This window comes from Chthoniobacterales bacterium, from assembly GCA_036569045.1.
GTDB lineage: Bacteria > Verrucomicrobiota > Verrucomicrobiia > Chthoniobacterales > JAATET01 > JAATET01.
Genome location: DATCRI010000077.1, coordinates 46,807 through 64,311 on the forward strand (window position 1 = coordinate 46,807; position 17,505 = coordinate 64,311).

The following is a 17,505-nucleotide window of genomic DNA, read 5'->3' on the forward strand; positions in this document are numbered from 1 at the left end:
GGGTCATATCCCGCGCTCGCGCTTCACCAGCGCGATGGATTCGCGAAAAACTCCACCCGCCGTTTCCACCTCCGACGCCAGCGCCGCGACGCTGCCAGCCTTTGCCTGCGTCTCGATGCGGGCCATCACGCCGCTAAACCCGGTGAAGCCAAAATTCGCCGCGCTGCCTTTGGCCTGGTGGGCCGCCCGGGCGAGCTGCACCGCATCGCCAGCCGCCGCCGCATTCGCGGCTTCCTTCAAAATCCGGGGCAGATCGATCTCGAACTCCCGGTAGATCTCGACGAAGTCCGGCGTGAAGCCGTCGGCAATCATGTCGAGCTGCTCCCAATCTATGGCGGGGGAAGTCATAGGCGGCGAGTGTGCCGTCGGACCGAAAATTTCGCAACGCCGAATGCTCGGAGTCGAACGATCAAATCGGCCAGCGCAGCACCGCAGGCTGCTCGATCGCTGCCGCCAGCAGACGCAGGTAGCGGAGCCGGGGAATCTCGATGGCGCCGAATTGCGCGAGGTGCGGCGTAGTCCATTGCGTGTCGAGCAACGAAAAGCCGCCGGCCAAGAGAATGCGCGACAGCCAGACCAGGGCGACCTTCGAGGCATGCGTGCGCCGGTGGAACATCGACTCGCCGAAGAACGCGCCGCCGATCGCCACGCCATAAAGCCCGCCCGCCAGCTCGCCATCGCGCCAGACCTCGACGGAGTGCGCGTGGCCCAGCTGGTGCAGGCGCACGAAGCTCGCAACGATGATGTCGTCGATCCACGTCTCCGCCCGCTCCGCGCAGGCGCGCATCACCGCCTCGAACTCCGTGTTCACCCGAACCTCCCATTCCGGGTCGCGCATCGCCTGGCGCGTGCCGTGGGGAACATGGAAGCTCTCGAGCGGGATCACGCCGCGACGCTGGGGACTGAACCACTGGATGTCCCCCGGCGCGACCGCCATCGGGAAGGCGCCCTGTCGATACGCACTCAGCAGGAGTTCGGGCGGAATGAGGATTGCCATGACAGGCCGATTTTCTATGCTGCCGCGGTGAAAATCGCCTTCATTCTTTGCGGAATCTGCATAAGCGCCCTCCTCGCCGGCTGTGCCGTGGCGGAGAGCGACGGCAGTGAAGTCGGCACACAATTTCAACGCGGCATCCAGGGCCAGGGACAGATCGTGCCCAACAACGCGACCAGCGACTCCTTCGGCTCCGACTACCGCTAGCTCACCGTCCTCACTCTCATCCTGCCCATGCCCGACGCCCTCACGCCCGCGTCGAAGATCGTCATTCTCGACTTCGGCTCCCAATACACTCAGGTCATCGCCCGCCGCGTGCGCGAGTGCCGCGTCTATTCGGAAATCCTTCCACACACCACCACCGCCGCGGAGATCAGAAAGCTCGGCGCGAATGGCGTGATTCTCTCCGGCGGCCCGGCCAGCGTTTACGCCAAGGGCGCGCCGAAGGTGGACAGGAAGATTTTCGCGCTCGGCATTCCCGTGCTCGGCATCTGCTACGGCATGCAGCTCATCGCGCACAATCTCGGCGGCAAGGTCGAGCGCTCGACGCACCGCGAATACGGCGCCGGCATGCTCACGGCGTCGAAAGGCTGCCCTCTCTTCGCGAAGATGCCGGCCAGAATCGAGGTTTGGAACAGCCACGGCGACAAGATCACGAAGCTGCCCACGGGCTTCACGCCAATGGGCACGACCGAAAATTCGCCGCACGCGGTGATCGGCGACCCGACCCGCGGCATCTACGGCATGCAATTCCACCCCGAAGTCGTCCACACGCCTCGCGGCAAGGAAATCGTCGCGAACTTCGTGCACCGCATCTGCGGCTGCGGCGACGACTGGACGATGGGCTCCTTCATCGAGCAAACCTGCGAGGCGATTCGCGCCCAGGTGGGCGAAGACCGGGTCATCCTCGGCCTGAGCGGCGGCGTGGATTCCTCCGTCGCGGCGGCGCTGCTGCACAAGGCGATCGGCGACCAGCTCACGTGCATCTTCGTGGACAACGGCCTCATTCGCAAAGGCGAGCGCGAGGCGGTCGAGAAGCTTTTCGGCGACCACTTCCACATCAAGCTTCAGGTCGTCGACGCCTCGAAGCGCTTCCTCACGAAGCTCAAGGGCGTCACCGATCCCGAGAAGAAGCGCAAGATCATCGGCAACGAGTTCATCAAGGTCTTCGAGCAGGCCGCCCGGGAGCTGAAGGCCTCCGTCAAGGGCAGCCACGGCTACAAGTTCCTCGCGCAGGGCACGCTGTATCCCGACGTCATCGAGTCCGTCGCCATCGGCGGCAACCCCGCGGCGCTCATCAAGAGCCACCACAACGTCGGCGGCCTGCCCGAGCGCATGAAGTTCCAACTCGTCGAGCCCCTGCGCCAGCTTTTCAAGGACGAGGTCCGCGAGGTGGGCGTTGAACTCGGCCTGCCCCGCGAAGTCGTCGGCCGCCAGCCGTTTCCCGGGCCCGGTCTCGCCGTGCGCGTGCTCGGCGACCTCACCGCCGAGAAACTCCGCATCGTGCGCGACGCCGACGTGATCGTCATCGAGGAGATGAAGGCCGCGGACTGGTATTACAAGGTCTGGCAATCCTTCGCCGTGCTCCTGCCCTGCCGCAGCGTCGGCGTGATGGGCGACGAACGCACCTATGACTTCACGATTGCCCTGCGCATCGTGGAGAGCCAGGACGGCATGACCGCGAACTGGGTGCGCGTTCCCTACGAGCTGCTCGCGCGGATCTCGAGCCGCATCATCAACGAGGTGAAGGGCGTGAACCGCGTCGTCTACGACGTCTCGAGCAAACCGCCCGCCACGATCGAGTGGGAATAGTTTCTCGCGATCAATCCCTCTCCGCGGAGAGAAAGGAACATGGCCGCGCCGAGACCATCGGTGCCGTGGAGACGTCCAATGGTGAAACGGTCGCGGTCGACATGCGGGGCGACCCCGCCCCGGGAGGAAACTGATCTCCGGCAATTCCTTGTCGGCGCCGCGCGCAGTCGCTATGCGTGACGCCACCATGCATAGTGGAAGGGCCATTTATCCGGGCAGCTTCGATCCAGTCACCCGCGGCCACCTCGACGTCATTCAGCGAGCGCGAGCCATGTTCCCGCAGCTCATCGTCGCCGTCGCCCGCAACGAGCCCAAGGGCCCGCTCTTTTCCGCGGAAGAGCGCGCCCGCCTCATCCGGAAATCCCTGCCCGCCGACTCCGGCGTGCGCGTGGAAACCTTCGATCAGCTGCTCGTCGAGTTCGCGCAGCAGCAGGATACCTTCGTCGTCATTCGCGGCCTGCGCGCCGTTTCGGATTTCGAATTCGAGTTTCAGATGGCGCTCATGAACCGCCGGCTCGAGCCGCGGCTGGAAACGGTCTTCCTCACGCCACAGGAGGAGTTCACCTTCCTGAGTTCGCGCATCGTGAAGGAAGTCGCCCGACTCGGCGGCGACGTCACGCCCTTCGTGCCCGCGCACGTCGCCAGTTCTCTGAAAGAGAAGTTCGCGAAAGGTTGAGTCGGACGGCCAAAAAAACGAAAGCTCCCGGAATTTTCCGGATTTCCTGTTTTCCAGATTCCAATTTGTAGCGGAAACTCCCGAAGTCCGCTGCGTTCTCGCCTCAGCCCTTCCGCCGCAATGAAAATTCATCTTCGCCAGATTCCGCAGGACACCACCGTCCACCTCACCGACGAGCTCGATCCCGCCTTCCTCGAGCTCGATCCCGAGGAAGCCACTGCGATCACGCCGGTGCATTGCGCCCTCGATGTCGGCGTATCCGGCGGCGGATTATTCGCCACCGGCCGCATCACCGTCGGCATCCGGCTGACGTGCGTGAAATGCCTGAACGAGTTCGATACGACCTTCGTCGTGCCCGATTTCGCAGCCCAGGTGGAACTCGACGGTCGTGAATCCGTGGACTTGACCCCGGAGATTCGCGAAGATATTCTCCTCGTCTTGCCTACCCATCCGCGATGCGATGCGGACGGCAGGACCAAATGTCCCGCCACGTTCCGGAGCGCGCCCGCCGCGCCCTTGACCGAAGAAGTGGAACCCTCCACCTGGAGTGCGCTGGACCAAATCAAACCGAAGAAATAACCTAAACGCTTTCCAGTCATGGGAGTTCCGAAACGTAAAACCTCGAAAATGCGCCTGCGCACCCGCAAGGCGGCGAACCGCTGGCATGCTCCCAAGCTTGCCAAGTGCCCGCAATGCAGCGCCGCTGTGCTCAGCCACATCGCCTGCCCGTCCTGCGGCTACTACAAAGGCCGTCAGGTCCTCACGATCGAGGCTCACTAACATTTTTTCCCGCTGTTCCCAAGTCTATGAGGGTGGCCCTCGACGCCATGGGGGGAGATTTCGCCCCCAAGAATGCCATTGCCGGTGCGGCCATGGCGCTCCGCGAGCTCAAGGACCTCAAAAAGCTTTATCTGACCGGAGATGAAGCACAGCTCACTCGTGAGCTGAAGGCGAACAAGTGCAACGACCGGCGCATTGAGATCGTCCATACGACGCAGGTCGTGGAGATGACCGATCACGCCGTCGAGGCCGTCCGGAAAAAGAAGGACTCTTCGGTCAATCGCGCCGTCGACATCGTCAAGAGGGGCGATGCTGACGCCGTCGTGAGCGCCGGGCACACAGGGGCGATGGTCGCCTCGTGCACGATCAAACTCCGCACCCTCAAGGGCGTGGAGCGGCCCGGTATTGCCAGTTACCTGCCCACCGAGCACAACGTCTGCGTCCTCATCGACGCCGGCGCGAACGTGGACGCCCGCCCGATCCACATGCTCCAGTATGCGATCATGGGCACCGTCGTTTCGGAACTGGTGCTCGGGCAGAAGAATCCCTCCGTCGGCCTCATGTCGATCGGCGGCGAGGACCAGAAGGGCAACGAATTCACGAAGGAAATCTTCAAGCTGCTCAAGGCGAGCAAGCTGAACTTTCGCGGCAACGTCGAAGGCCACGATCTGTTCGAGCGCCCCGTCGAGGTCGTCCTCTGCGATGGGTTCGTCGGCAACGTCGTGCTGAAGACCTGCGAGGCGACCGCCAGCGCGGTTTTCAGCTGGCTCAAGCGTGAGCTGATGGCAAATCCCAAGCGCAAGGCCGGCGCCATGCTGGCGCAGAACGCGTTTCGCGCGATTCGCAACAAGACGAACTACGAGACCTACGGCGGCAGTCCGCTCGTCGGCGTCGACGGCATCGCCATCATTGCCCACGGCGCCAGCAGCCCGCTCGCGATGAAGAACGCGATTCGCGTCGCCTGCGAACTCATCGAGAAAAAGATCAACCCCCGCATCGTCGAGGCCATCCAGCAGTTTAATGAAAAAGTCTCCGCGGACGCGGTCCCAGCAGCCTAACCGCACCGTCTCCATCATCGGCACGGGCAGTTACGTGCCCGAGCGCGTCGTCACCAACGCCGACCTCGAGAAGCTCGTCGAAACGAGCGATGAATGGATCACCAGCCGGACCGGCATCAAGGAGCGTCGCATCGCCGCCGCGCAGGAGCACACCAGCCACATGGCGGCAAAGGCCGCCGAGCGGGCGATGGAGCAGGCCGGCGTCACCGCCGAGGAGATCGATCTCATCATCATCGGCACGATCACGCCGGACACCTTTACACCCGCCACCGCCTGCCACGTGCAGCGCATCCTTGGCGCGAAAAACGCCGCCTGTTTCGACATCTCGGCCGCCTGCTCCGGCTTTCTCTACGCCGTGGAGATCGCCCAGCAGTTCATCGCGAATCACACCTGCAACACCGTTCTCGTGATCGGTGCCGACAAGCTGAGCACGATCATGGACTGGCAGGATCGCAACACCTGCGTGCTCTTTGGCGACGGCGCCGGCGCCGCGGTTCTTCGCTATCGAGCGGGGTCGCACGGCGTCATCACGACCTACATGGCCAGCGACGGCAACTACGGCGACATCCTGCATGTTCCGGGCGGCGGCTGCGCCATCCCGACCACGCCGGAAAACGCCAGCCAGAAGCTGAGCACTCTCAAGATGAACGGCCGCGAGACATTCAAGCAGGCCGTCCTCTCGATGGGCGCCGCGGCGACGAAGGCGCTCGAACAATCCGGCCTCACGCCGGACGACCTCACCTGCATCATTCCCCACCAGGCGAACATGCGCATCATCGAAGCGCTCGCCGACCGGATGAAACTTCCGCTCGAGAAATTCCACGTGAATCTCGACCGTTACGGCAACACCTCCGCGGCCGCCGTGGCCATCGCCCTCGATGAAGCCAATCGCGGAGGCCGCTTCGTGGAAGGCGACTACATCCTTCTCGTCGTTTTCGGAGGCGGCCTCACTTACGCAAGCAGCGTCATCCAGTGGTAGGCCCCGGCTGACGGGGCCATTGCAATTTTGCCGGCGTTGTCCGAAGATCATGGCCCCGCCATGAGATTCAGCCTGCGAGCCAAGATTCTCAGCCTTGCCGCGCTCGCCGGCGTGCTGTCGCTGCTCGCCGCGGTCGTCGTCATCTGGTCGATCGGCTATCGTCAGCGAGTCGTCGAGCAGGGTTCCCGGTTCCAAAGCGAGGCCGGCCACGTGGCCAACACGCTGCACCTCCTCGTCGACCAGGAAATCAGCAGCCTCGAAGAACTGCTCGTCCTCGGCAACATCGCCGGCGACCTCTCCCGCATCGCCCCGGGCTCCAATGCCGGCGTCGATGTCGCCAGGCTCGACAAGGCGTGGGCGAACCTGCCGCTGTCCGCTCCCGAGATCTCCACCGTCCTTCAGAACGATCTCTCGGTGGCCCTGCGCCGGTTTCAAAGCACCAATCCCTCCTTCGCCGAGATCCTTGTCACCGACGAGCACGGCCGGCTGATCGCCGCGACGGGAAAGGCGAGCGACTACGACCAGTCCGACGAAGACTGGTGGCGGCAGGCCATGGCGCTCCGCGCCGGGCGGGCGCTTCTCACGGGGCTCGATTACGATGAAAGCGCGGGCGTTTTCTCCCTCGATATCTCGATCCCGATTCCCTCCGCCAACGCAGGCAGCCCGTCCGGGGTGATGAAGGCCGTTCTGAATATCTCGCCCATTTTCGCGAGCATTCCGGTGTTTTCCCCGCAATCCGGCGTCACCAGCTCCGTGGTGCGCCCCGACGGCGACATTCTCCTGCGCGCTTCCGAGCACGCTCCCCAACCCTCCGGCGATCGGATTCTTCCAAAGGCCATGGAGCAGCTCCAGTCCGCATCCTCCGGCTGGTTCGTTGGCCCCCTTCGCGATAACGTCACCAAAATGGTCGGCTTTGCCTCGGTGCATCTCTCCGGCATCGTCAACGCCGAGGGCGCCGCCCAGGGACCCGCCATCTATCTCGTCATCGAAGAGCCCGCCCGCGCTCTGCTCAGACCCGTTCTGCAGCGCACCCTCATCACTCTCGGCGTGGGTTCCATCTTTATCATTGGTTGCGTGCTCACGGGCGTCTGGCTCATCCAGCGCAACCTGCTCACGCCCATTGAAATTCTTCGCACCGCCGCTGCGGCGATCACGACCACAGCCAGCCGCCCCGCCGTGCAATCCACGCCGATCCTTCAGGATTCCTTCCGTCGCATTTCCACCATCCGCACCCGCGACGAAATGCAGGAACTCGCGCAGGACTTCTCCACCATGGCCGGGCGGTTACTCAATTACCAAAGTGATCTCCGGCGCGAGATCGGCACGAAGACGGCGGAAATTCAGCGCGATCTCGATCTTGCCCGCGACTTCCAGCAGGCCTTCCTTCCGCACGCCTATCCCCGCGTGCCCGCCGTCAGTGCACCGGGCGCTCTTTCGCTGAACTTCTGCCACATCTACCAGGCAGCCTCCACCGTGGGCGGCGACTTCCTCGATGTGGTTCAGCTCAACGACCATTGCGCCGGCGTCCTCATCGCCGACGTCATGGGACACGGCACCCGCTCCGCTCTTGTCACCGCCATCCTCCGCACGATCCTTCACGGCCTCGCGACCCGCACCGAAGATCCCGCCCAGTTCCTCGGCCTGCTCAACCAGCGCTTCCACGACATCCTCAAGGAAACCGACGAGCTCATCTTCGTTTCCGTCTGCTACGTCATCCTCGACACGCAGGCGCAGACCGTGCGTTGCGCCTCCGCCGGTCATCCGAGTCCGCTCGTCGCCAATCGCGGCACCCGTGAGCTCACCGCGCTGTTCGAAATCCTCCGCCACAATCCCGCCCTCGGCCTCTATTCCGACAGCCAATACGAGGTCTTCGCCCGGCCGCTGCGCGACGGCGACGTCCTGCTGCTTTTCACCGACGGCGTCATCGAGGCCATGAACCCCTCCGACGAAGATTTCGGAATTACCCGACTGGAAGCGGCCGTGCGCGAGAATCTCGACGCCGACCTCCCCTCTCTCACGAAGTCCCTGCTCGACCGCGTGCTCGCCTTCACCGACACCCAGCCCCCCACCGACGACATTTGCCTGCTCGCCGCCGAGGCTGTCGCCTCGGTGCGGGTGCGCACCCCGTCACCGGATTCCCGCTAGTTCGCCGCTTCCGCCCAAGGATTTGCATTTGCTGCGGACAGAGGGCGGGATAACGTGACGGACATCACCACTCCATGAAAACCCGGGTGCTTCTCTTCGCTGCCGCGCTCCTTCTTGTCTCCATCACCGCCTCGCAGGCGGGCGGACGCTGCGGTCCCGGCTGGGGCGGCGGCCCTCGATTTTACGGCGGTTGGGGCTGGGGCGGTGGCTACTGCGGCCCGGCGTTCGGCGTCGCCTTTGCGGCGCCCGTCGTCGTTTACCGACCCGCTCCGGTCTACTACTACGCCGCGCCCGTCTACGTCGCCAGTCAGGCCTCACTCGTCCGGGCCCAGGCGCAACTTTCCCGCCTCGGCTATTACCGCGGCGAGGTCGACGGCTCCTTCGGCCCGCTCACGAGCAGCGCCCTGCGCCGCTATCAGGCCGACTACGGCCTCCCCATCACCGGTCGACTCGACCGCGCGACGCTCGACACGCTGGGCGCCTGAACATGCTCAAGTTCTACGCCTACGCGAAGTGCGACACCTGCCGAAAGGCGCTGAAGTTTCTGCGGTCAACCGAGATCGCCTTTGAGGAAATCGCCATTCGCGAGACGCCGCCCACGAAGCCCGAGTTCCGCGCCATGCTCGCCGCGCACGACGGCCAACTTCGCAAGCTCTTCAACACCTCCGGCGGCGACTACAAGGCCCTGGGCTTGTCCGCAAAACTTCCCGGCCTCGATGTCGAGGAAGCTCTCGACCTGCTCGCCGGGAACGGGAACCTCGTGAAACGTCCGTTTGCCCTCAGCGACGACGTTCACCTCGTCGGATTCGACGAGGCGCGCTGGCGCGCGGCGCTGGCGTGATCGAGCGCGGGCTTTTTCTTCTCAAGGCCTCCCGCCCGGGCCTGTGGTTTCAGACGCTCTGGCTTTACACGCTTCCCCTCGCGACCTCGCATCGCGTGGGCGACGCCGCCTTCTGGCTCGGCTTCGCCTTCGTCCTGCTCCCGCTCAACCTCCTCGTCTACGGCTGGAACGATCTGGTCGATCGCGAGACCGACGCGATCAATCCCCGGAAGGATAGCTATCTTTTCGGTGCGCGCGGCACGCCGGCGCAACTCGCGACTCTGCCGCTCGCCATCGCGGCCATCAACGCCCCGTTCTTCCTCGTCTTCGTGATCCTGCGAGGCGGCATCATGGCCGCCATCCTCGCCGGCATGGTGCTCACGGTTGCGCTCTACAATCTCCCGCGGCACGGATTGCGCGGCCGTCCTCCGCTCGAGCTGCTCAACCAGTTCGGCTACCTGCTCATTCTCCCGTTCGCGATCGTTCTGAACGATGTTCCCCCGCTTCCCTGGCAATCCGTCGCCTACCTCGCGCTATTCTGCACCCACGCCCATCTCATGGGCGAGATCATGGACGTCACTCCCGATCGTGAGGCTGGCCGCCGCACCACCGCGACCGTTCTCGGCATCATCCCGGTCAAACTCATCTGCCTGGTCCTCGTTCTCGCGGAGGCGTTCCTCCTGTGGATCGTCTTTCGTGATCACGTCCTCGGCACCTTCCTCCTGCTCGGCGCGGGCTGGCTCGTCTTCGATCTGTTCGCCTTCCGCGATCGCTCGTATTCCCAAAGCCAGTTCCTGCTCTTCGGCGCGGGACTCAACCTCTCCGGCTTTGCGAGCATGGCGTGGGTCTGGGCCACCGGCACCCTCACCCGTCTGCCTTGACCCGGCCGCAGTTGCGCCAACTTCGCCGTCGCGTCGCCGCGATCTCTGCGCGACATTAGCTCCATGCTCATCGACACCCACGCGCACCTTGACTACCCCGACTTTGCGGACGATCTCGACGGCGTGATCGCCCGGGCTCGCGAGGCCGGCGTCACCCGCATCATCACCATCGGCACCGGCGTCGAGAGCAGCCGTCGCGCCGTCGCGCTGGCCGAGCGTTTCGACAATATCTTCGCCGTCGTGGGTCTCCATCCCACGAACGTCCTCGACGAGCCCGGAGACTTCCTTCCCGCGCTGCGCGAACTCGCCGCCCACCCGAAAGTTGCCGCCATTGGCGAGACCGGCCTCGATTACCACCGCCTCCCGAGCGAATCCCTCACGACCTCTCCCGCCATCGCCGCGATGCAGGCCGAGGTTCCCGAAGACGCGCAGGCCGCCGTGATGGACGGCGCCTACAAGGCCGCCCAGGCCGACGCCTTTCGCGCCCAGCTCGACCTCGCCGCGGAACTCGGCCTGAACGTCGTGATCCACCAGCGTAGCGCGTGGGACGACACGATCGAGCTCCTCCGCCCCTACACCGGCCGCCTGCGCGGCGTCTTCCATTGCTTCGGAAATCTGCCCGAGCAGGCCGCGGAGATCGCCGCCATGGGGCATCTCGTCTCCTTCACCGGCATTATCACATTCAAGAATGCCGCCCTCGTGCGCGAGGTCGCCGCCGCCGCGCCGGCCGATGGCTACATGGTCGAGACCGACTGCCCGTATCTCGCGCCCGTCCCGCACCGCGGCTCGCGCTGCGAACCGGCGCACACCCGGCTCGTCGCCGAAAAAGTCGCCGAGGTCCGCGGCATCTCGCTCGAGGAACTTGCCACCGTCACCACCCGCACGGCCGAGGCATTTTTCCGTCTTCGCTAAACCCGCGACAGAACTGCTCGCCGCCTCGCAAATTTTCGGCCAGCATCCGCTCATGAAGCTGCTCGGCATCGACATTGGAGGCACCGGCATCAAAGGCGCGCCGGTGGACGTGGAAACCGGCACCCTCCTCGCAGAACGCTTCCGAATTCCCACGCCGCAGCCCTCGCTGCCAAACGCCGTCGCCGACGTCGTCGGCCAGATCGCCGCGCATTTCGATTACCAAGGCCCGACCGGCGTCACCTTCCCCGCCATCGTCAAGAAAGGCGTCATTTTCTCGGCCGCGAACGTCGATAAATCCTGGATCGGCACCAACGCAAACGAACTTTTTTCCTCGCACGTGGGCGGTCCGGCGGAAGTCGTGAACGACGCCGATGCCGCAGGCATTGCGGAGATGCGCTTCGGCGCCGGGCGCGATCGCGGGGGCGTCGTCATCATGCTCACGCTCGGCACCGGCATCGGCTCTGCCATTTTCCTCGACGGCAAACTCCTGCCGAACTCGGAATTTGGTCACCTCAAGATGCGCGGCAAGGACGCCGAGAAACGCTGCTCGGAAAAAGTGCGCGAGGACAAGAAGCTCACGTGGAAAGCCTGGTCGAAGCACTTCAGCCAGTATCTCAACGAGCTCGAGCTCCTCTTCTCGCCCGACCTTTTCATCATCGGCGGCGGCGCAAGCAAGAAGGCCTCGAAATTTCTGCCCTTCCTCACGACGAAGACCGAGGTGCTCATCGTCCCGGCGCAGATGCAGAACGAAGCCGGCATCATCGGCGCTGCCTATCTCGCCCGGCACCTCGTCTGATTTTGCGCGACCATGCCGACGTTTGACATCGTCTCCGAAGTGGACCGCATGGAGGTGAAGAACGCCCTCGACCACGCCACGAAGGAACTCTCGAACCGCTTCGACTTCAAGGGCGTGAAGGCGACGATCGAACTCGATCCCAAGAGCGGCTCGATCAAGCTCACGACCGACGACGGCGAGCACATGAAGCCGCTGCGCACGATCGTCATGGAGAAGCTCGCCAAGCGCGGCGTCGACCTGCGCAACGTCGAGGCCAAGGATGCCGACATCTCGCCGCTCGGCCATTCTCGCCAGGAACTCGCCATCAAGCAGGGCCTCGACGGCGACAAGGCCAGGACGATCACCCAGGCCATCAAGGCCCAGGGCTGGAAGGTGCAGGCGTCTTTGCAGGATCGAAAAATCCGCGTGACCGGCGCCAAACGCGACGACCTCCAGAAGGTGATCGGGTTTCTTCGCAGCGGCGACTACGGCGTCGCGCTGGCGTTCGAAAACTTCCGCGACTGATCGACGGCCGCCCGCCGCACGAACCCGATTGCGCCCGTGGCGACACACGCCAGCGCGAGGATCTGATAGCCGGTGAGCCCGCCAAACGCGCGCGGCGTGTCGCGGACAAATTCGTGCAGGAAGCGAAACGTTCCGTAGGCGATGAGGTAGAGGTGAAAATGCTGGCCTGGCAAAATCCCCCGTCGTCGCATTCCGAAAAAAATCCCGGCCGCGAGAAGATTGAAGCCAATTTCCATCGGCACCGCCGGCCAGCGCAGAATGCTGGCGCGATCCGGCAGCGCACAGACCCCATTCCACGGCGCCCCCAGACAACAGCCGGCGCGCAAACAGCCAATGCGCCCGAGCGCAATGCCGAGAGGGACCACCGTGGCAAACCAATCGCCAGTCGGCGCCTGGTAGCCGAGCGCGCGCTTGAGAATCTCCACGGTGAAGTAGCCGCCGAGCAGCCCCCCCAGAATGGTTTTGCCGGTGACGAGGGCGAGCCAGAACTGCGACGCGCCGAGCATTTGCCAGCCTTCCGCAAAGAACCAGCCGAGCTTCGCACCGGCGAGGGCTCCGAACAACGCACCGAGGTAAAGCAGGAAGAGCCGATGATCGCGACGCGCCAGGCGAAACCAGAACCAGCCGGAGAGAGAGATCGCGGCAAGCAGAGCCACGGAATACGCGTTCACGGCGCGCAGCAGGTGCCGGGGAAGCCCGAGTAGTAGCGGCAGAAGGAGTCGAGTTTGCCATCCTCGCGGATGACGTGCGTGCAGCAGCGATCGATGCGGTCCTGATCCCACGTAAAGGCGTCCATGAACGGCTTCACGAACAGGCGGAAGGCATTGGACTCATCGAGCTCGAACTGGCGCAGCAAATCTCCCAGCGGCTCGTTCTCACAGCCGCAGCGCGTGAGGTCCTCGAGCGAATAGCGCACCTTGTCGCGAAGAAAATCCTGCACGGCGTGAAAATCCACGAACTCGCTCACCGAGCGCACTTCGCCCTCGAGCCGGAGGAGATAGCCGATCGTGGCGCAATTGGGATCGCCGCACGGCAGCGGCGTGAAGTCCGAGGGGCCGAGCTTTCCGCCGGAGTGCTCGATGAGCGACAGGATCACGTCCGCCGTATTGATCGGCTCGTGCGTGGCGGCCTCGATCACGGAACGGCGGCCGCTCGTGAAGAACGGTTGGTAGCTGACGCCGCGCACGTGCGGATAGCGCAGGCCGAATTCCGCGGTCGCCCAAAGGTTGCCAAGGTTGGCGCGCGTGACCGTCATGGCCAGCGTGACCGGGAGCCCGATCGCCTCGCAGCGTTCCAGCGCCCGCTCCCGCAAGGCCCGGAGATCCGCACCGCGCAATTCCCGCTGGCCGTCGGCAAGCGTGCCATCGAACTGAAGATAGACCTGGATGTGCTTCCTCGCGGCGGCTTCGGCCATGCCGGCGAGAAACTCGTCGTCACGCGCGAGGCGCACGCCATTCGTATTCACCAGCACATAGCGAATACCGGGATGCGCCTGCGCCCAGGCGAGAAGTTCGAGGAATTGCGGATGGAGCGTGGGCTCGCCACCGGAAAGCTGAAGAATGTCGATCTCGCCTTTCCGGGCGATCACCCCCTCGATGCGCGCCTTGATCTTCTCGAGGGGAGCGGCCTTCACGGCACTCTCGTGCGGCGAGTCCGCATAGCACACGGGGCAGGCGAGATTGCAGGACTCGACAATTTCGATGAGCGCGAGACAGGTGGCGAGCTTCTCGAACGGCCCCTCGCCGCGCCCGGAGGCATTGCGGCCGAGCGTGCCGGGATTGCCGTCATCGGAGGCGCAGCACGCGGAGCCGGGCGAGCAGCACGAGTTTTCGGGATCGCCCTGCGCAAGCCAGTAAAAACGGGCGTCGGTGGCGATGCGAGTTTCCGTCACGCCGTGCTCATCGCATCTGCGGCGCATGAAAACGGCACCGTCACGGCGAACGACGACCGCCGGGCAATCCGCGAGGCATACCGGGCAGCGGCCCCGGGTGCGCTTGAGTTCGGTCAGAACCGGAATGGGGATCGGAGCGCTCATCCGTGAACGGCGAGGACGAACGTGCATCCCCCCACTCCGACCACGAGGTGCACGAGCAACATCCCGAAGGCCATCGCGATGGCAATCATCACGCGGTTCAGGGGATGGACGGCGAGAACCATGGCGACCGCGAAGGCCAGGCCGAGCAGGAGCGCGACATACATCACGAGCGCCACTCCGATTCCGTCGCCGTTCGACCAGATGACCACCGGAATCGCCAGCAGCGGGAGGAAGAAGAGCGCCAGGAGGCGGAGCAGCAGAGGCCGTCGGGAATTCTCGGGCATGGGGAATGCCTAGCGAATCGCCGCCCAAACGAAAAGCTCCGCGCGTGGCCGCTCGCTCGAGCGCCAGCCGGCCGCGCGCGGGAATCAGGCCGCGATCCGGTCGCCGGGCTCGGCGATCTCCCGAAAGCGGAACCGCTCGTGGTATTTTCCGTCGTTGTGCTTGCGACAGCACTTGATGCAGGCGACGCGCGATTTCACGGCGCGCACGCGGGCCATCACGGTGAGGCACTCGGGGCACTGGTAGAAAAACCGGCGCGTCATCCGACGGGATTTGAAAGGGAGCTCGTGGCAGCGCTTTTCGTCGGGAATTCCGAGATCGGCGCAGGCCTGCTGCCACTCCGGTCCGTGTGCCGTGATCCGGCGACGACCGGCCCGTGCATGGGCGACGAGGTGCGCCAGTTCGTGGCGCAGGGTGCGTTGCACTTCCCCGGCGGAAATTTCGATGAGCTTCGGATTCAGGATCACTCGTTTCGTGCGGAAACAGGCGACGCCGGCCGTGGTGCGCATGCGGGGATTCCAGAGCACGGAGAGTTCCTTCGCGAGGCGGTGGCAGCCGACGCGTTTCACGAGCATGCGGGCGACTTCTTCGAGAATGGGGTCGCGGCGCAGAGCGGTCTCCGTGCGGGCACGCTGGCGCGGCGCAATGGCCGCCGCGGTAAGCCGGGGCAGCAGATTGATCTGCCGCAGGAGGTCGCGGCCGAAATTGAAGGCAAGCTGGCGGGGTGCGGGACTCATGCTTCTTGCGTGGGTTGGGTCAGTTTTTGTCGTTCGAGCACTCGGGCGAGCGCGGTCAGCGCCGCTTCAATTTCAGCGCCGGTCGTCGATTTGCCCAATGAAAATCTTACCGTAGCCTGAGCGATCTTTTCCGGCACCCCCATGGCCAGCAAAACGTGCGACGGCTGGACGGAACCGACCATGCAGGCGGACCCGCTGGAAACGCTCACCCCCTCCATGTCCAGCCCGATGAGCAGCGTCTCCCCGTCGGCCCCCGGAAAGCTGACGCTCAACGTGTTAGCCAAAGTTTGCTCGGGATCGCCGTTGCGGACGGCGGTCGGAAATTCGGTGCGAATTCCCTCCCAAAGCCAGTCGCGCAACTCCCGCTGGCGATCCTGCTCGACGTCGACGCTGGCGACCGCGGCCTCGGCGGCGGCGGCCAGACCGGCGATGGCGGCCACGTTTTCCGTCCCGGGACGGCGCTGGTTTTCGTGGGCGCCGCCGTGGTGAAGGGTCGTCAGCGGCAATCCGGCCCGTAAAAACAGCGCGCCCACACCCTTCGGCCCATAAAATTTGTGGGCCGCCAGGGAAATGGCGGCGACGCCCATCTCGTAAGGGCGGACGGTTTCCTTGCCGAAGGACTGCACCATGTCGCTGTGGAAGAGCACGTTGCGTTCCCGGCAGATGGCGGAAAGCTCCGCAATTGGCTGCAGGGTGCCCGTCTCGTTGTTGGCAGACATCACGGAGGCGAGCGTGGTGTCCGGGCGAATGGTGGCCGCAAACTCCTCGGGATCGACCCGGCCGGCGCGATCGACGGGCAGGATCGTGAGTTCGAAGCCGTGGCGCTGCCGAAGAAACTCCATCGCATGAAGGACGGCGTGGTGCTCGGTCGCCACGGTGATGAGATGCCGACCGACGCCTTCATGGGCCAGCGCGAGCCCGATAAGGGCAAGATTCACGGATTCCGTGCCGCCGCTGGTAAAAATGATCTCGTGCGGACGTCCCCCGACGAGGGCGGCGAGCCGGTCGCGGGCATCATCGATCGCCGCTCGAGCGCGCCGGCCCGGGGCATGGATGCTCGACGGATTCCCGAACTCTTCGCGCAGAAACGGCAGCATCGCCTCGAGGGCCTCGGGGCCCAGCGGCGTGGACGCATTGTAATCTAGATAACCCATTCCAATGCGGCGTCGGCCCCCGGGGAATTGCGCTTCGGAAGAATCTTCAGCTGGGTTTCTTCGTAAAAGACGAGCGAGCGGGCCGGCACGCTGTGGGTGAGAAAGACGTTTGCGCCGATGGTGCTGTCCGTGCCGATGACGGTATCGGCGCCCATGATCGTCGCCCCGGCATACACCGTAACCTCGTCGTGCAGGGTCGGGTGACGGCGCTTGCCCTTCAGGGCCTGACCGCCGGCAAGGGAACGCCCGATCAAGGCGACGCCCTGGTAAAGCTTCACGCGATTGCCGATCACGCTCGTTTCGCCGACCACTACGCCCGTGCCGTGATCGATGAAGAAATGCGTGCCGATTTGCGCGCCGGGGTGGATGTCGATGCCGGTGCGCGAGTGCGCCCATTCGGTCATCATGCGCGGCAGCAGCGGCACCCCGGCCTTGTAGAGCCGATGGGCAGACCGCTGGATGGCCACCGCCTCGAGGCCGGGATACGAAAGCACGATCTCCTCGAGGGACAGTGCGGCAGGATCTCCCTCGAAGGCAGCCTCGATATCGGTGCGTAAAAGCTCGCGAATGGCGGGCAGCGCCTCGAGAAACCCGGTGAGGATCTCCTGGGCTCGGGATTGCGGGCACTCCGGCTCGGTCGTGCGCAGACTGCGGCAAATCTGGTCCTCCATGCGGTCGGCAAGGCTCGCGATGCGCGTCCCCGTCAATTCTGCGAGAAAATCGGGGTGGATGGGCTCCTCGTCGTGGAATCCGGGAAAGAGCAGCTGCAGAAGATCCTCGCAGATCGAGGCAATGGCGCGGGTCGAGGGCAGGTTGAGGCCGTCGGTGTTGTTCATCCCGCCGACAGTCTCGTAGGACGCGAGGAGATCCCGCGCGACCCGTTTCAGAGTGCTTTCCATTGCGGGCCGAAAATAGGCGCCAGGCGCCGGGGTGTCGAGGA

The 17,505-nt window shown here is 64.6% G+C and carries 22 protein-coding genes; 14 read left to right on the top strand and 8 right to left on the bottom strand.

What is annotated here, in order from left to right; translation table 11 throughout:
• Positions 1-3 precede the first annotated feature (3 nt).
• On the bottom strand, positions 4-348 hold the full coding sequence (locus VIM61_13955; GenBank protein ID HEY8901512.1) for an Hpt domain-containing protein: 345 nt from the start codon (positions 346-348) through the stop codon (positions 4-6).
• A gap of 61 nt (positions 349-409) precedes the next feature.
• Entirely contained in the window at positions 410-997 is a 588-nt protein-coding gene (gene aat, locus VIM61_13960) for a leucyl/phenylalanyl-tRNA--protein transferase (GenBank protein HEY8901513.1), read from the bottom strand.
• Positions 998-1,024: 27 nt separating this feature from the next.
• Between aat and VIM61_13965 the strand changes: the two genes are divergently transcribed.
• The 14 genes from VIM61_13965 (at position 1,025) to VIM61_14030 (ending at position 12,357) form a co-directional block, all read left to right on the top strand.
• The gene (locus VIM61_13965; protein ID HEY8901514.1) at positions 1,025-1,201 is read left to right on the top strand and encodes a hypothetical protein; all 177 of its coding nucleotides are present in this window, start codon (positions 1,025-1,027) and stop codon (positions 1,199-1,201) included.
• Between the two features lie 27 nt (positions 1,202-1,228).
• Entirely contained in the window at positions 1,229-2,806 is a 1,578-nt protein-coding gene (gene guaA / locus VIM61_13970) for a glutamine-hydrolyzing GMP synthase (protein HEY8901515.1), read from the top strand.
• A 172-nt stretch (positions 2,807-2,978) separates the two neighbouring features.
• A complete protein-coding gene (coaD, locus tag VIM61_13975; protein ID HEY8901516.1) occupies positions 2,979-3,482 on the top strand; it encodes a pantetheine-phosphate adenylyltransferase in 504 nt (167 codons plus the stop codon).
• Between the two features lie 120 nt (positions 3,483-3,602).
• Positions 3,603-4,061 carry a hypothetical protein gene (locus tag VIM61_13980; GenBank protein ID HEY8901517.1) on the top strand — a complete coding sequence of 153 codons (459 nt, stop codon included), beginning with the start codon at positions 3,603-3,605 and terminating at the stop codon, positions 4,059-4,061.
• Between the two features lie 18 nt (positions 4,062-4,079).
• Entirely contained in the window at positions 4,080-4,262 is a 183-nt protein-coding gene (gene rpmF / locus VIM61_13985; GenBank protein HEY8901518.1) for a 50S ribosomal protein L32, read from the top strand.
• A gap of 26 nt (positions 4,263-4,288) precedes the next feature.
• On the top strand, positions 4,289-5,320 hold the full coding sequence (plsX, locus tag VIM61_13990; GenBank protein HEY8901519.1) for a phosphate acyltransferase PlsX: 1,032 nt from the start codon (positions 4,289-4,291) through the stop codon (positions 5,318-5,320).
• Complete coding sequence (locus tag VIM61_13995; GenBank protein ID HEY8901520.1) at positions 5,283-6,299, top strand: beta-ketoacyl-ACP synthase III; 1,017 nt, start codon at positions 5,283-5,285, stop codon at positions 6,297-6,299. The genes plsX and VIM61_13995 overlap by 38 nt, the downstream gene beginning before the upstream one ends.
• A 60-nt stretch (positions 6,300-6,359) precedes the next feature.
• Entirely contained in the window at positions 6,360-8,444 is a 2,085-nt protein-coding gene (locus VIM61_14000; GenBank protein ID HEY8901521.1) for a SpoIIE family protein phosphatase, read from the top strand.
• A gap of 74 nt (positions 8,445-8,518) precedes the next feature.
• Positions 8,519-8,929, top strand: a complete 411-nt coding sequence (locus VIM61_14005; protein HEY8901522.1) for a peptidoglycan-binding domain-containing protein — start codon at positions 8,519-8,521, stop codon at positions 8,927-8,929.
• A 2-nt stretch (positions 8,930-8,931) separates the two neighbouring features.
• A complete protein-coding gene (locus tag VIM61_14010) occupies positions 8,932-9,285 on the top strand; it encodes a Spx/MgsR family RNA polymerase-binding regulatory protein (GenBank protein ID HEY8901523.1) in 354 nt (117 codons plus the stop codon).
• Entirely contained in the window at positions 9,282-10,145 is an 864-nt protein-coding gene (locus VIM61_14015) for a UbiA family prenyltransferase (protein ID HEY8901524.1), read from the top strand. Before VIM61_14010 ends, VIM61_14015 begins: the two co-directional genes overlap by 4 nt.
• Positions 10,146-10,208: 63 nt before the next feature.
• The gene (locus VIM61_14020) at positions 10,209-11,057 is read left to right on the top strand and encodes a TatD family hydrolase (protein HEY8901525.1); all 849 of its coding nucleotides are present in this window, start codon (positions 10,209-10,211) and stop codon (positions 11,055-11,057) included.
• Between the two features lie 52 nt (positions 11,058-11,109).
• Complete coding sequence (locus VIM61_14025) at positions 11,110-11,853, top strand: ROK family protein (GenBank protein ID HEY8901526.1); 744 nt, start codon at positions 11,110-11,112, stop codon at positions 11,851-11,853.
• Between the two features lie 12 nt (positions 11,854-11,865).
• A complete protein-coding gene (locus VIM61_14030; protein ID HEY8901527.1) occupies positions 11,866-12,357 on the top strand; it encodes a YajQ family cyclic di-GMP-binding protein in 492 nt (163 codons plus the stop codon).
• On the opposite strand, the gene VIM61_14035 is transcribed toward VIM61_14030, so the two are convergent.
• The 6 genes from VIM61_14035 to epsC form a co-directional block, all read right to left on the bottom strand.
• Complete coding sequence (locus tag VIM61_14035; protein ID HEY8901528.1) at positions 12,318-13,013, bottom strand: prolipoprotein diacylglyceryl transferase family protein; 696 nt, start codon at positions 13,011-13,013, stop codon at positions 12,318-12,320. The two genes, VIM61_14030 and VIM61_14035, sit on opposite strands and share 40 nt — an antisense overlap.
• Positions 13,014-13,024: 11 nt before the next feature.
• Positions 13,025-14,392 carry a radical SAM protein gene (locus VIM61_14040; GenBank protein HEY8901529.1) on the bottom strand — a complete coding sequence of 456 codons (1,368 nt, stop codon included), beginning with the start codon at positions 14,390-14,392 and terminating at the stop codon, positions 13,025-13,027.
• Positions 14,389-14,676: a hypothetical protein gene (locus VIM61_14045; GenBank protein HEY8901530.1), complete on the bottom strand. Its 288-nt coding sequence runs from the start codon at positions 14,674-14,676 to the stop codon at positions 14,389-14,391. Before VIM61_14045 ends, VIM61_14040 begins: the two co-directional genes overlap by 4 nt.
• 84 nt (positions 14,677-14,760) lie before the next feature.
• Positions 14,761-15,411, bottom strand: a complete 651-nt coding sequence (locus VIM61_14050) for a SprT family zinc-dependent metalloprotease (protein HEY8901531.1) — start codon at positions 15,409-15,411, stop codon at positions 14,761-14,763.
• Entirely contained in the window at positions 15,408-16,565 is a 1,158-nt protein-coding gene (locus tag VIM61_14055; protein ID HEY8901532.1) for a cysteine desulfurase family protein, read from the bottom strand. The genes VIM61_14050 and VIM61_14055 overlap by 4 nt, the downstream gene beginning before the upstream one ends.
• On the bottom strand, positions 16,553-17,464 hold the full coding sequence (epsC, locus tag VIM61_14060) for a serine O-acetyltransferase EpsC (protein ID HEY8901533.1): 912 nt from the start codon (positions 17,462-17,464) through the stop codon (positions 16,553-16,555). The genes VIM61_14055 and epsC overlap by 13 nt, the downstream gene beginning before the upstream one ends.
• Between the last annotated feature and the right edge of the window lie 41 nt (positions 17,465-17,505).